Annotated in this window: 16 protein-coding genes; all 16 read left to right on the top strand. The window is 34.0% G+C overall.

The window, feature by feature from the left end:
• Positions 1-106: 106 nt before the first annotated feature.
• The 16 genes from MHB61_RS04065 (at position 107) to MHB61_RS03990 (ending at position 14,210) form a co-directional block, all read left to right on the top strand.
• Positions 107-1,096, top strand: coding sequence for a hypothetical protein (locus MHB61_RS04065; protein ID WP_080554620.1), 990 nt, complete (start codon positions 107-109; stop codon positions 1,094-1,096).
• Between the two features lie 17 nt (positions 1,097-1,113).
• Positions 1,114-1,554 (top strand): glycerol-3-phosphate cytidylyltransferase, encoded by a 441-nt coding sequence (gene tagD / locus MHB61_RS04060; protein ID WP_003130272.1) that lies wholly within the window; start codon positions 1,114-1,116, stop codon positions 1,552-1,554.
• Positions 1,555-1,590: 36 nt separating this feature from the next.
• Complete coding sequence (locus tag MHB61_RS04055; RefSeq protein ID WP_137016178.1) at positions 1,591-2,022, top strand: hypothetical protein; 432 nt, start codon at positions 1,591-1,593, stop codon at positions 2,020-2,022.
• A gap of 20 nt (positions 2,023-2,042) precedes the next feature.
• A complete protein-coding gene (locus MHB61_RS04050) occupies positions 2,043-3,230 on the top strand; it encodes a CDP-glycerol glycerophosphotransferase family protein (RefSeq protein ID WP_014570507.1) in 1,188 nt (395 codons plus the stop codon).
• On the top strand, positions 3,220-4,335 hold the full coding sequence (locus tag MHB61_RS04045; protein WP_137016176.1) for a CDP-glycerol glycerophosphotransferase family protein: 1,116 nt from the start codon (positions 3,220-3,222) through the stop codon (positions 4,333-4,335). Before MHB61_RS04050 ends, MHB61_RS04045 begins: the two co-directional genes overlap by 11 nt.
• 10 nt (positions 4,336-4,345) lie before the next feature.
• Complete coding sequence (locus tag MHB61_RS04040) at positions 4,346-5,266, top strand: LCP family protein (protein WP_010905636.1); 921 nt, start codon at positions 4,346-4,348, stop codon at positions 5,264-5,266.
• A 185-nt stretch (positions 5,267-5,451) separates the two neighbouring features.
• A complete protein-coding gene (locus tag MHB61_RS04035; RefSeq protein ID WP_004255006.1) occupies positions 5,452-6,687 on the top strand; it encodes a phosphopentomutase in 1,236 nt (411 codons plus the stop codon).
• Positions 6,688-6,742: 55 nt separating this feature from the next.
• The gene (locus tag MHB61_RS04030; protein WP_004255008.1) at positions 6,743-7,012 is read left to right on the top strand and encodes a zinc ribbon domain-containing protein; all 270 of its coding nucleotides are present in this window, start codon (positions 6,743-6,745) and stop codon (positions 7,010-7,012) included.
• 70 nt (positions 7,013-7,082) lie between these two features.
• Positions 7,083-7,787 (top strand): purine-nucleoside phosphorylase, encoded by a 705-nt coding sequence (gene deoD / locus MHB61_RS04025; protein WP_004255010.1) that lies wholly within the window; start codon positions 7,083-7,085, stop codon positions 7,785-7,787.
• Positions 7,788-7,926: 139 nt separating this feature from the next.
• Positions 7,927-8,373, top strand: coding sequence for an ASCH domain-containing protein (locus MHB61_RS04020; protein WP_004255012.1), 447 nt, complete (start codon positions 7,927-7,929; stop codon positions 8,371-8,373).
• An 83-nt stretch (positions 8,374-8,456) separates the two neighbouring features.
• Positions 8,457-8,783 (top strand): heavy metal-binding domain-containing protein, encoded by a 327-nt coding sequence (locus tag MHB61_RS04015; protein ID WP_010905638.1) that lies wholly within the window; start codon positions 8,457-8,459, stop codon positions 8,781-8,783.
• Positions 8,784-8,938: 155 nt separating this feature from the next.
• Positions 8,939-10,606 carry a formate--tetrahydrofolate ligase gene (locus MHB61_RS04010; RefSeq protein ID WP_004255019.1) on the top strand — a complete coding sequence of 556 codons (1,668 nt, stop codon included), beginning with the start codon at positions 8,939-8,941 and terminating at the stop codon, positions 10,604-10,606.
• 108 nt (positions 10,607-10,714) lie between these two features.
• Positions 10,715-11,308 carry a C40 family peptidase gene (locus tag MHB61_RS04005; RefSeq protein ID WP_010905640.1) on the top strand — a complete coding sequence of 198 codons (594 nt, stop codon included), beginning with the start codon at positions 10,715-10,717 and terminating at the stop codon, positions 11,306-11,308.
• A gap of 137 nt (positions 11,309-11,445) precedes the next feature.
• Positions 11,446-12,291: an amino acid ABC transporter substrate-binding protein gene (locus MHB61_RS04000; RefSeq protein ID WP_004255024.1), complete on the top strand. Its 846-nt coding sequence runs from the start codon at positions 11,446-11,448 to the stop codon at positions 12,289-12,291.
• 267 nt (positions 12,292-12,558) lie between these two features.
• Positions 12,559-13,446, top strand: a complete 888-nt coding sequence (locus MHB61_RS03995; protein ID WP_004255026.1) for an amino acid ABC transporter permease — start codon at positions 12,559-12,561, stop codon at positions 13,444-13,446.
• Between the two features lie 11 nt (positions 13,447-13,457).
• Entirely contained in the window at positions 13,458-14,210 is a 753-nt protein-coding gene (locus MHB61_RS03990; protein WP_004255031.1) for an amino acid ABC transporter ATP-binding protein, read from the top strand.

Below are 14,210 nucleotides of genomic sequence, written 5' to 3'. Positions count from 1 at the left end.
AACATATTTCATAATTGCTTTAATTTTAATCATTATTGTTGGGATAATCTTTAAATCAAAAGCCGTTAATAATAGTTCTGATTATAAAATAACAAATACTGCTGAATTGGAAAAAGTCTTAAAGTCTCATCGTAATAATTTGGGTGGCCTTACACTTACGATTGATAATCCATCTTCAATTGTGTTTCCTCAAAAGGTGTATAAAGTAACGGAAGGCAATTTAGTTATTAATCTAGTAGGGTCTAGTGGGGCTGATATTGATTTTAATAATTCAACATTTTATATTGGAATTACTGGGAATTTTTTGATTCGAATGATTTCTGGAGGAGAAAGTTCAAATTATGAAACTATAAAAAATGCTTCTTTTTATGGTAGTGCTTCAAATACAGAAGAAGGTAAAGGACGTTTTGGGCTGAATGCTTTAAAAGCTCATAATGTTCATTTTGAATATTTAAGTTTTTATGATGCACAAAGTATGGGATATCATTTATTTGATTTAGCAGCTGTAGATAATTTTATTTTTAACGATTTAGAAGTACGGGGATTTGGAAAGGCAGGCTTATCTTCTTTAGACAGAGACCGATTATATAAAAGCAATCCACACGCTCTTTATTCGGAAGCAATACAAGTTGATTCGGCTTATGAAGGATGCTTTGGAACTTATGGATTTTCAGATTCAACTAATATTATTTTTAACAAAGAGAAAAAGGGTTTGCCTAAAAATGCAGACAGTAAATCCAAAATATCAACTAATATAACATTAAAAAACTCCTATTTTGGGCCTTATACTGGTGTAATAGGTCAGGGGAAAATTGATAATGAACGATATATGGCACGACAATATTTTTCGGCTACAGCTATCGGTTCTCACAGTGGGACAGGAACACCTAAAGTAACAATTATGGACAATACTTTTGAAAACACGATATATTCAGAGTTGACAACCACTGATAGTCGTTTATACCCTATTCATTTTAGAAATCCTAAACTTGATTTTATTTACCAAAGTAAAAATAATTTTATCAATCAACATGGAAATTCTAAAAAAAATGGATATCTTTTGAATAGTCGATATGTTGCTTGGTATAAAAATTAGTAATTAAGGGAGAAAAAATGGATAAAGAAAAAGTTGTTTTAGTTGCAGGGACGTTTGATATTTTACATGAGAGTCATGTTAATATGTTACGAAATGCGAAAAATTTGGGGAGTAAGTTGATTGTTATGCTTTCAACTGATGAGTTTAATGCTGGAAAAGGTAAAAAAGCTTTTCAAGATTATGATACAAGAAAGTATGTTTTAGAATCAATTCGCTATGTGGATTTGGTTGTGCCAGAGCAATCTTGGGATGATAAGAGCCTTTATATTGATATGTTTGATGTTGATATTTTTGCGATGGGTGATGACTGGAAAGGGAAATTTGATTTTCTAAAAGAAGAATTTCCTAATTTAAAAATTATGTATTTTCCACGTGGTAAAGTTTCTTCTTCAAATATAAAAAAGGAAATTGGAAAACTTTATTCAAAAAAGGAAAGCAGTGATAATACTACCAAATGAATAAGTGGTAAGAGCTAATTAATAGAAAATGAGTTTATGAGCGATTTAAGTCTGATTTTTTCTAAATTTTCTTTTTTAGGAAATCCAACTAAACTAATCAAAATATTTTTGCAACTTGAAAATTTGATAAAAAAACAAAAATCAAATTATCCTAAGCCAGATGACAGTGATGTGTTATACGTTAAAGTCGAAGATGATATCTATCGATTGCATAAGAAAAAGTTTATTAAAGAAGTGATTTTACCAAATGGAGCAAACGTGATTATTCTTTCAAAATTAGCGCTTGCCAATTCTTTAAAAATTGTAGGTAAACCGGGAGATGGTGATCTTAATCAAATTTTAAAAGCTTTGCGTAAAGAAAAGGATTTGAAAAAGTGTCAAGAAATTATTAATGAAATTTCAGATTCGTTTTTAACAAATTTATCAATTAAAGAGTTGATAAAAATTATTCGAAAACAAATGGGCTAAAATCATTTGAAAGGGGAAAAATGCTAAATTTATTAGTCAAAATGCGATTATTAATACTTAGAAAAATGTTATCTCTTTTCCTTTTGATTTTAGGGAAATTTGTAAAAACAGATGATAAATTGGTTATTTTCGCTTCTTTTAATGGAAAGGCTTATTCAGATAATCCAAGATATCTTTTTGAATATTTAAGAGATCATGAGGAATTTGCTAGTTATCATTTTGTCTGGGCTTTTAAAGTAAAACGGTCCGTTAATAGGGCTAAGGTAGTTAAATTTAACTCATTTAGTTATTATTATTTACTTTCCAAAGCAAAGTATTGGGTATTTAATTCAAAAATGGCTCCTTATTATCATAAAAAAGGGGAGCAGGTTTATTTACAAACTTGGCATGGAACGCCTTTGAAACGTTTGGGACATGATATTTTAGATAATGGTATTACTTATTATCGAAGTCGTTTATCTTATCAGCAGATGCTTAGGAGTTATGACGAGGATAGTAGGCATTGGGATTATTTGATTTCGCCTAATCCTTTTTCAAGTCAAGCTTTTACTAGCGCTTTTAATCTAGATAGAGGGAAACTATTGGAAGTTGGGTATCCGAGGGTTGATTTTTTGGTAAATGCTGATTCTAATAAATGCATGGAACTGAAATGCCGATATGGTCTACCACTTGATAAAAAAGTTGTTCTCTATGCTCCAACTTGGCGTGATGATTCGTTTGGAATAAGAGGATATAGATTTGAATTGGCTGTTGATTTTTATAAGTGGAAGAATCAGTTAGGTGATGATACGGTTATTTTATTTAAACCTCATTATTTGATTTCTAATGTCTATCAGATTCCGAATGATTTGAGTAATTTTGTGTATCTTATGGCAGCAAGTGCGGATATTAATGATGCTTATTTAATGAGTGATGTTCTAATTACGGATTACTCTAGTGTATTTTTTGATTATGCGAATTTAAACCGTCCAATTTATTTTTATATGTATGACTTTGAACAATATGAGCAAGAATTAAGGGGATTCTACTTAAATGTTCCTGATGAGTTGCCTAATGATGTTATTAGAACAGAAAAAGAATTGTTGAGAAGGATTAAAGAAGATATCTTTGACTATGACCGTTTGCAGGTATTTAATCAAGTCTTTAATTCATGGAATGATGGTAAAGTTAGTTCTAAAGTTGCTAAGAGGATTTTTTATGAAAACTAAATCAATTATTTTGACAATAATTCTTGGAATCTTTTATCCTTTTTCCCTCATTTTGAGGGTGAAGAAGAATCGGATTACTTTTATTTCTCTGGAACATGATAATTTATCAAAAGATTTTAAGTTGATTTATGATCGTTTGAAGAAAAAAGATCAATATGAATTGCGGACAGTTTTGTTCAAATTTGAATCATCACTTTGGGGAAATATAAAATATGGTTATGCTTGTATTCGCCAATTATTTTTGATTGAAAGTTCACGTTTAGTCATTATTGATTACAATAATTTTGTTGTTTCCAAGTTCCCACACCGTAAGAATGTTAAAGTTTTACAGTTGTGGCATGCGACAGGCGCTTTGATAAAATTTGGAAATGATGTGGAGCGAGACTATATCGTTAATCATTATGACTATACGATTGTTAACTCAGATTTTTTAAAACCAATTTTTGCGCGTGCATTTAATGTCATAGAGGATCAGGTTTTTGTTACTGGAATTCCAAATAATGATAAGATTTTCGACCAAAATTTTGTTGACCTGACTTGTCAGAGATTGGTAGGAAAATATCCTCTTTTAAAAGGAAAGAAAATTATCACATATGCTCCAACATTTAGAGGACGGATTAGTACGCATTTTAAGGAAGCACTGATTGATTTAGAAAAGATTCATCAGGCAATTGGAAATGATTATATAGTCATTTATAAAAGTCACCCACTTATTCAGCATTCAAATTATGAAAAAAATGAACATGTTTTATATATTCAAGATGAGTTGATTTCCTCACTCTTTTGTGTGACAGATATTTTAGTGACAGATTATTCGGCAATTGCAATTGATTGGATGGTCTTTAATAAACCAATTCTTGCTTATAGTCCTGATTTAATGACATATTCACATAAGCCTGGATTTACGATTGATTATGAAAATGAATTTCCAGGGCAAGTCACTAAAAATGAAGATGAGTTAATTAAAGCAATAATAGCTGTTAATGATGAAACAGAGAGTGATGATTTGAAACGGCAATTATTTACTGATAAAATGTATAAATTTAGAGATGGAAAATCAACGGACCGAGTCTTAGATTTGATTGAGTCAATTATGAGAGGTTAAGGAGAATAAAATGGTTAAATCCAGAGTGGCAGAAAATGGAAGGCAAATAAAACGTGGAAACAAAAAGAAGAAGAGAAAAGTTTTAAAAATATTTTTATTTGTACTTTTGTTTTTTATCATTATTTTAGGAGCTGTTGGTGGAAAAGTTTATTTTGATTTGAAAACAGCCGTAACGAAGGCTTATGTGAATCCGCCAACGCAAATGACCTCTATTTCCTTAAAAAAGAAAGAGCCATTTACGACGGCAATTCTTGGAATAAGTAAAATTGATGGGAAAGATGTATTGGTGTCGGCAAATTTGGCAGCAACAAACCCTCGTTTACAACAAACAACCGTTATCAATCTTTCTACAAGTGCCATACTTCCAGACAAACAAACCTTATTAACTCTCTATAATTCTAAGGGAGAAGCTGCGGTTATTAAAGAAATGGAAAAACTACTTCAGGTTAAAATTAATAAATTTGTAGGAAGGAATTTCGATCAAATGGGAGAATTAGTTCAAGCGATTGGTGGCGTATCCATTCAAAATGCTAATGAATTTTCGGCACAAGGGTTTAAATTTCCTCAAGGAACAGTTGCTTTAAATAAAGCAGAGGAAGTGGCAGCATATTTTACTTTGTTAAATGCTGGAGATACTAAAAAAGCTTTTGCACGTCAGCAAGAAGTAGTGATGGCAGTCGTTAGCAAACTCAAAAGTCCACGTGTTTTAATTAGACATTATGGTCAAATTTTGACGGCATTCCCTAAGGTTTTTAAAACAAGTTTTAACTTTGGAAATGTTAAGGCTTTAGCATTAAATTATAATGGAGCAATAAGGATTAAAAAAATTAATGTCCGTAGTAGCAAAGTAGCAGGTCAGTCAGAAGTTACAGCAATTTCACAATCAAATCTTGATTTGGCAAAAATACAATTTCAAGAAAGTTTAAAATAAAAAGAAAAAAATCATTGGACAAACATCTAATGATTTTTTTATGACATCTATTTAGTAGAAAATGCAATTTTTGACAAAAAGAATGTATTTTTTTAACAGCTTTGACTGCCCTTTTTGGAAGAGTTTATGTATAATAGAATTAGTTAGTTTTGCTATCGATATAGCAGCAGAAATGGAGAGATATAATGCCTAAAAAATTTGGTCGTATTCATCTTGTTGTAATGGACTCTGTCGGAATTGGTGCTGCACCAGATGCTGACAAATTCTTTAATCATGACGTTGAAACGCATGAAGCAATTAATGATGTGAACTCAGACACGATTGGTCATATTTCAGAAATTCGTGGGCTTGATGTGCCTAACCTTCAAAAATTGGGTTGGGGAAATATCCCGCGCGAAAGTCCGCTCAAAACGGTTCCAAAAGCTGATAAACCAGCAGCATATGTCACTAAACTAGAAGAAATTTCAAAAGGTAAGGATACAATGACTGGGCACTGGGAAATTATGGGCTTAAATATTCAAACGCCATTCCCAACTTATCCAGAAGGTTATCCAGAGGATTTACTTGAAAAAATTGAAGAATTTTCTGGCCGTAAAATCATTCGTGAAGCAAATAAACCTTATTCTGGAACAGCAGTCATTGAAGATTTTGGTCCTCGTCAATTGGAAACTGGTGAGTTGATTATTTATACTTCAGCAGACCCTGTTTTGCAAATTGCGGCACATGAAGATGTCATTTCTCGTGAAGAACTTTATAAAATTTGTGAATATGTTCGTTCAATTACCCTTGAAGGGTCTGGAATCATGATTGGCCGAATCATCGCTCGCCCTTATGTTGGAGAAGCTGGAAACTTTGAACGGACTGATGGACGTCGTGACTATGCTTTGTCACCATTTGCTGAAACAGTTTTGGAAAAACTTTATAAGGCTGGAATTGATACTTATTCAGTTGGGAAGATTTCAGATATTTTCAACACAGTAGGTGTGAAATATGATATGGGGCATAATCATAACGATATGGACGGGGTTGACCGTCTGCTTAAAGCGATGACAAAAGCTGAGTTTACCGAAGGATTTTCTTTCACAAACTTAGTTGACTTCGATGCTAAATATGGACATCGTCGCGATGTTGAAGGTTACGGAAAAGCAATTGAAGACTTTGACGGTCGTTTGCCAGAAATCATTGATGCAATGAAAGAAGATGATTTGTTGATGATTACTGCTGACCACGGAAATGACCCTTCGTACGTAGGAACTGACCATACTCGTGAATATATTCCACTCGTGATTTTCTCTAAATCATTGAAAGACCCTAAAGTTTTACCAGTGGGACATTTTGCTGATATTTCAGCAACTGTTGCCGAAAACTTCTCTGTAAAGAAGGCTCAAACTGGTGAATCATTCTTGGATGCTTTGGTTTAATAGAAAAAAATTTCTGTCAGTAAATTTTACTGACAGAGTTTAGAAAGATTTATTTATGGCTAAGAAAGCATTTTGTCAGTCGTGTGGAATGCCAATTGCTGATGATTCTTATAAGGGAACGCAAGCAAATGGAGAATTTTCAACAGACTATTGTATCTATTGCTATATGCAAGGACGATTTGTCCAACCAGAACTTACTTTTGATGAAATGGTCGAAATTGGGCGAAAAGGTTTAGATAATAATTCAATGCCCAAAATGCAAAAATGGCTTTTCAAAAGGCTTTATCCAATGCAACTCAAAGGTTTGAAACGCTGGAAAAATTAAGTTCTTAACTTACTGATGGAAACTCTGTCAGTAAATTTGATAATTATATTAAAAGAAAAGGAAATTAAAAATGCCAACACCACATATCGAAGCTCAAAAAGGCGAAATCGCAGATAAAATTCTCTTACCAGGAGATCCACTTCGCGCAAAATTTATCGCAGAAAACTTCCTTGAAGATGCTGTGCAATTTAACCAAGTTCGCGGAATGCTTGGCTTTACTGGAACTTACAAGGGCCATCGTGTTTCTGTTATGGGAACAGGAATGGGAATTCCTTCAATCTCAATCTATGCTAATGAATTAATTACAGAATACGGTGTAAAAAGATTAATTCGTGTTGGGACTGCTGGTTCTGTAAATGAAGATGTTCATATTCGTGACCTTGTCATTGGGCAAGCAGCTGCGACAACTTCAGCGATTATTCGTAATGATTTCCCTGATTTTGATTTCCCCCAAATTGCTGATTTTGATTTGCTTGATAAAGCTTATCATATTGCAAAAGACCTTGGAATTACAACTCACGTTGGAAATATTCTCAGCTCTGATTTGTTCTACGGTGGACCAGATGCAGTTAAAGTTGGAAAACTTGGTGTGAAGGCTGTTGAAATGGAAGCTGCTGGCCTTTATTATCTTGGGGCAAAATATAAAGTTCAAACTTTGGGAATTATGACAATTTCTGACCATATTTTGACTGGAGAATCAACAACTTCTGAAGAGCGTCAATTGACTTTCACAGATATGATGAAAGTTGGATTGGAAACTTTGATTTCTGAATAATTAGTTAAAGTTCTGTCTTAATGACAGGACTTTTTTATTTATTATCAATAAAAATGCATTTAATCATCTGTGCTTAAAAAATTTTGATATGATGGAATAAACTAGGAAATTAAATTTTCCTTCAAACAAAGGAGAAAAGATGACTTACGAAGATTTTATCAAAGAAGCAGGATTGGCAAGAGAAAATTTTAGGTGGGCTTGGGCATTTTGTAATGAGGTTGATGGTCCAATAACTGAGCCAGAATTGGCTGATAAACTTTTAGATTTAGTATTAGAGGGAAAGAAAAGTGCGACGGCTAGCGCTGTAGCTGAGTATGGTGAAGATGAACCATTCCCTTCAGTTGATGGAAAATTTGATATTTTACTAGATGGAAAAGGTCAACCAAGAGCTGCTATTACAACTTCTAAAGTTTATGTGCGAAATTTTTTTGATGTCAGCGCTGAGCATGCTTTTAAAGAAGGAGAAGGGGATCAAAGTTTAGACTACTGGCGGAAAGTGCATCAAGACTTTTGGAGTGACTTAAAAGTATATAGTCCTAATATGGAAGTTCTTTGCGAAGAATTTGAAGTTCTTTACCAAAACTAAAAGTAGTAAATAAAAATTGTTGACTATTTTTTAAGTCATGCTATAATTATTTTAAAATTATGCTTTATGAAAAGAGGAATAAAATGGAAGAAATACTTATTGTGACTACAAATGAAGTGGCTGGTTATCGAATTACTGAAGTATATGGTGAAGTTTTCGGATTAACAACGCGTTCAAGAAATTTATTTTCAAGTGCCGGTCAACAGATGAAAACTGTTGTAGGTGGCGAAATAAATGGTTATACAAAACTTCAACATGAAACCCGTGAAACTTCGATTGATCGTATGAGAGAGGAAGCTAAAGCCAAAGGAGCAAATGCAATTGTTGCGATGCGTTTTGACTCATCGACTTTCCAAAATATTGATTCTGTCGCTGCTTATGGAACAGCTGTTAAAATTGAAAAAATCTAAAGGCTAGCGAAAGCTAGTTTTTTTATTTCCGAACAATTTTTAGCTAAGCCTGCCAAAAGAAATACTATTAAGGGAAAATTCCTTCATTTTTTGTTAGAATAATATTAAAATTAGTATAATTAAACTCAAATATGAGAAGCCTTTAGAGGAGAATTATGAAAACGGATATTGAAATTGCTCAAGCTGCTGACATTCAACCTATTACCAAAATTGCTGAAAAGATTGGACTATCATTTGATGATATCGAACTTTATGGTAAATACAAAGCTAAAATTCCTTTAGAGGTTTTAGATAAGTTTGACCAACAGTCTGAAGGAAAACTTGTTTTGGTGACATCAATTAATCCCACACCTGCTGGAGAAGGAAAATCGACAGTTACTGTCGGTTTGGCTGATGCATTTGCAAGACAAGGTAAAAATGTAATGGTGGCCTTGCGTGAACCTTCTTTAGGGCCTGTTATGGGAATTAAGGGTGGAGCTGCTGGTGGTGGTTTTGCACAGGTATTACCAATGGAAGATATTAATCTTCATTTTACAGGGGATATTCATGCGATTACAACTGCCAATAATGCTATTTCGGCATTTCTTGATAATTCGCTTCATCAAGGAAATCCGTTAAATATCGACCCAAGAAGAATCATTTGGAAACGTGTTGTTGATTTGAATGACCGTGCCCTTCGTCATGTCACTGTTGGACTTGGTGGCCCTTTAAATGGTGTGCCCCGTGAAGATGGTTTTGATATTACAGTAGTCAGTGAAATTATGGCGGTTTTATGTTTGGCAACTTCAATCAGCGATTTGAAAGAACGTTTAGGAAAAATTGTTCTGGCTCAGTCTTATGACCGTAAACCTGTAACCCTTGGTGATTTGGGGGTTCAAGGGGCTATTGCGATGCTCTTGAAAGATGCACTGAAACCAAACCTTGTTCAGACAATTGAAGGAACGCCAGCTTTGATTCACGGTGGGCCTTTTGCCAATATTGCGCATGGTTGTAATTCTGTTTTGGCAACAAAAACAGCCTTAAAATTATCTGATATTGTCATTACAGAAGCTGGGTTTGGAGCTGACCTTGGTGGTGAGAAATTTTTAGATATCAAAACTCGTCAGCTCGGAAAACAACCTGATGCGGTAGTAATTGTGGCTACACTTCGTGCACTTAAAATGCATGGTGGCCTTGATAAAAAAGAATTGACTAAGGAAAACGTAGAGGCTGTTAAAAAGGGCTTTGCTAATTTAGAACGTCATATTAAAAATATGCAGAGTTACGGTTTGCCAGTAATTGTGGCAATTAATGAGTTTGCATCAGATACTAAATCTGAAATTTCAGCATTAAAAGATCTGACAGAAGCATTGGGAGTTCCAGTTTCATTGACCCAAGTCTTTGCTAAGGGTGGTGAAGGTGGTTTAGATTTGGCCGAAAAACTGTCAGGAATGTTACAAGAAAAATCTGATTTTAGCTATCTTTATGACCTAAAAGAGCCATTATCAGCTAAAATTGACAAAGTTGTGACAGAAATTTATGGCGGTTCCAAAGTCAATTATTCACCAAAGGCTAAGCGTCAGATGAGAGAAATTGAAGAAAATGGTTGGAATGATTTGCCAGTATGCATGGCTAAAACTCAATATTCATTTTCAGACCAACCAAATCTTTTAGCGGCACCAGAAGGCTTTGAAGTTACAGTTCGTGAACTACTTCCAAAAATTGGAGCTGGATTTATCGTTGCTCTTTTGGGGGACGTAATGACAATGCCAGGGCTTCCTAAAAATCCAGCAGCTTTAAAAATGGATGTCACTGATGATGGAAAAATCTCAGGATTATTTTAGAAATGAGTTTAAGTGGTTTTGTTACGTAAAGATTAAATGTAAATTTTTTCGGTAACAAATTTACAAAAAATTAAAAGCTTGTAAAACCGCTTGTCAGGCGGTTTTTTTGTGTTATACTTGCTAACAATGTTGAAAAAAATAATTATTTCTGCAGCACTTCTTACAAGTTTTAGTGCTGCCCTGATTGCGAATCCTGCAAAAGCAGATTCAGTATTTGATGATAATAAGGCACAAAGTTCACTGACAGATTTGTCAGCAGCAACAAATTCACTTGATGTTTTAACAAAAACAATGAATGATACTGTCAGTGCCGTTTCAAAAGTAGAAAAAACACAAAGTGCGGCTAAAGAAGTTCAGTCACGAGCTGACAAACTTGTCAGTACAGCCAAAAAATATTTAGGTGTTCCCTATGTTTGGGGTGGAACTACACCAGCTGGCTTTGATTGTTCAGGATTCACAAGTTACGTCTATAGAGAAGTTTTAGGTAAAGAAATTGGTCGTACAACTTGGGACCAAATTGCAAGTGGAAAACAAGTCGGACTTGACCAAGCCAAAGTTGGAGATTTGATTATCTTTTATGGTGGAGACCATGTGGGAATTTATCTTGGAAATGGCCAAGTGATTCATGCACCACAACCTGGTGAGTCAGTTAAAATCAGTTCAGTTACTGATATGTCGGCTGATTTTGCATTAGAGTATTAAATATAATAGAAGAAAATAGCATTTATTGCTATTTTTTTGTTATTCTTATAGCTAAATCTGGCTATAAGTTTTTTTTATGGCAAAGGTCTTAAGTTCGTGTTAAGATAGGTCTATCAAATTTTTAAAGGGGAACTTTTATGAGAACATCACTAAAGGTCACATTTGCCGCTCTTTCACTTATCGCTGCTGGAACTTTGGTTGCATGCTCATCAGGTTCAAAAGATTCATCAGATAAAGCAATATCTGTTGTGATTGCGACAGATGGGGCAACAAAGCCATTTACTTATTCAGATAGTCAAGGAAATTTAACGGGTTACGATATTGAGGTTGCTCGTGCGGTTTTCAAGAAATTGCCACAGTATAAAGTGAAATTTCAAGTGACAGATTTTTCTGGGATTTCACCAGGGATTGATTCTGGCCGTTACCAAATGGGTGCTAATGATTTTGGTTGGGAAAAAAGTAGAGCTGAAAAATATTATTTCTCATCACCACTTTCAAAATCAAACAATGCAGTTCTTGTGAAATCTGGGACTTATAAAACTTTGGCAGATTTGGCTGGAAAATCGACAATTGGTAATCCAGCATCAAATTATACAAAGTCAATTCAAGATTGGAACAAAGCCAATCCAGATAAAGAAATCAAAATTAGTTACTCAGCAGATTCTACTTCAATTAACACAAGATTCACGCAAGTTGAATCAGGAAAAATTGATTTCATGCTTTATGATAAGATTTCTTTAGAGTCTGCAGTTAAAGAACAAGGTTTTGACAATCTAAAAATTGAAGATATCAGTATGGATACTGGTGATGCTGAACATGACGGTTATGAATATTTCCTCTTTGGCAAAGATTCGCAAGGTAAAAAACTTCAAAAAGATGTGAATGGAGTTTTGGCAAAAATGCAGGCTGATGGTAGTTTGGCGAAAATTTCCAAGAAATATCTTGGTGGGGATTTCGTGCCAAAAGCAGAAATGTTTAAGTAAATTTTACTGACAAGAAATTTAACCTAAAATCGAAGGGCTGTCAGTAAAATATTTGTCTCTTGACCAATCAAAATTTACTGACAGTTCAGTTCGTAAAAAATAGGAGAAAAAAAGACCAAAATTTTGTATAATAGTAGAAGTGATGGTCAGGTAAAAAATCGAACTTATAAGTAAATGTAAAAATATTAAATAATAAGTTCAATAAATCCGAATAAACTCTGTCACTTTTTTACTGACAGAGTTTTCCCTATTAGAAAAATAAAAAATATGAAAAAAAATAAAAAAATAATTCTTGGGATTGTCTTGCTTTTGGCTTTAATTATCTTGCCAGCTCTTCCCTTTCTCTTAATCAAAGGTCAGTATAATTTTCATGACTTTTGGACCATGTTTTTCACAAAGATTTTTAGTTGGTCAGCATTTGTAGATGCCTTTTTACCAATTATAAAAATGATTCCGTCGTCTCTTGAAATGACAATAATTGCCATGGTCTTTGGGTTACTTTTAGGACTCATTCTTGCTTTGGTTCGTATTAATAAAATTCCAATTTTGAATCAATTGCGTGCTTTGTTTGTTAGTTTCATTCGTGGAACCCCTATTTTGGTACAATTATACCTTTCATATACGGGGATTCCGTTGATTTTAAAAGCAATCAATATGAATTATGGAACGAATTTTAATGTGAATACAATTCCAGCTATGCTTTTTGTCATTGTTGCTTTCGCACTCAATGAAGGAGCTTATAACTCGGAAACAATTCGTGCTGCAATTCAATCCGTTGATAAAGGACAAATCGAAGCAGCCAAATCACTCGGAATGACAAACTTCCAAGTTTTTATGCGTGTGACTTTACCTGAAGCAGCAACCGTTGCAACGGCTCCTTTAGGAAACGCTCTGATTGGACTTTTGAAATCAACTTCACTTGCCTTCGTTGCAGGTGTGGTAGAAATGACAGCTCGTGCTCAAATTATTGGGGGCTCAACCTTCCGTTTATTTGAAACTTATTTAGCCTTAGCTTTAGTTTACTGGCCAATTTGTATTATTTTTGAACTCTTAATTCGTGGATTAGAGCGTAAATTAGACGTAAGAATGCCAAATGATAAACGTAAAAATCGTGCACAAATTTCATTGAGCAAAAATCCATTTAACCAAGCCTAAGGAGGACGATAATGATTAAAATTACAAATATAAGTAAAACATTTTCGGGTAATCAAGTTCTCAATGACATTAGCTTGGAAATTGAAGAAGGAGATGTTGTTGCCCTTATTGGCGCTTCTGGTGCTGGGAAATCAACCTTTCTCCGCGCTTTAAATGATCTTGAAAGACCAGATAGTGGTCAAATTGAAATTGATGACTTAAAGATTGATTATTCGACAATCACAAAGCAAGAAGTACTTGAACTTCGCAGAAAGACTGGAATGGTTTTTCAACAATTTAATCTTTTTGAACGTCGGACTGCCCTTGAAAATGTAATGGAAGGGTTGATTCAGGTTAAAAAATTATCTAAGGCGCAAGCAAAAGAGATTGCCGAAGCTGAATTAGATAAGGTTGGTCTAACTGACCGGAAAGATTACTATCCAAAATTTTTATCAGGTGGTCAAAAACAAAGGGTTGGAATCGCTCGTGCTTTAGCGATGCAACCAAAACTTTTACTTTTAGATGAACCGACATCTGCCCTTGACCCTGAATTAGTTGGTGAAGTTCAAGAAGTAATTTTAAATGCAGCTCAAAATAAGCAAACAATGGTTCTTGTCAGTCATGAAATGGACTTTGTTTATAATGTAGCAACAAAAGTGCTTTTTCTTGAACAAGGGAAAATCATTGAAGCGGGAACTCCTCAAGAAGTTTTCTACTCACCAAAAAATCCTCGTACACGAGAGTTTTTATCACGTCATGTCAAGAATTTAGAGGTTAATAACTAA

Origin of the sequence: Lactococcus sp. FSL K6-0773, assembly GCF_038006485.1 — a bacterium.
Taxonomy (GTDB): domain Bacteria; phylum Bacillota; class Bacilli; order Lactobacillales; family Streptococcaceae; genus Lactococcus; species Lactococcus lactis.
This window is presented reverse-complemented; position numbering and strand designations above follow the sequence as displayed.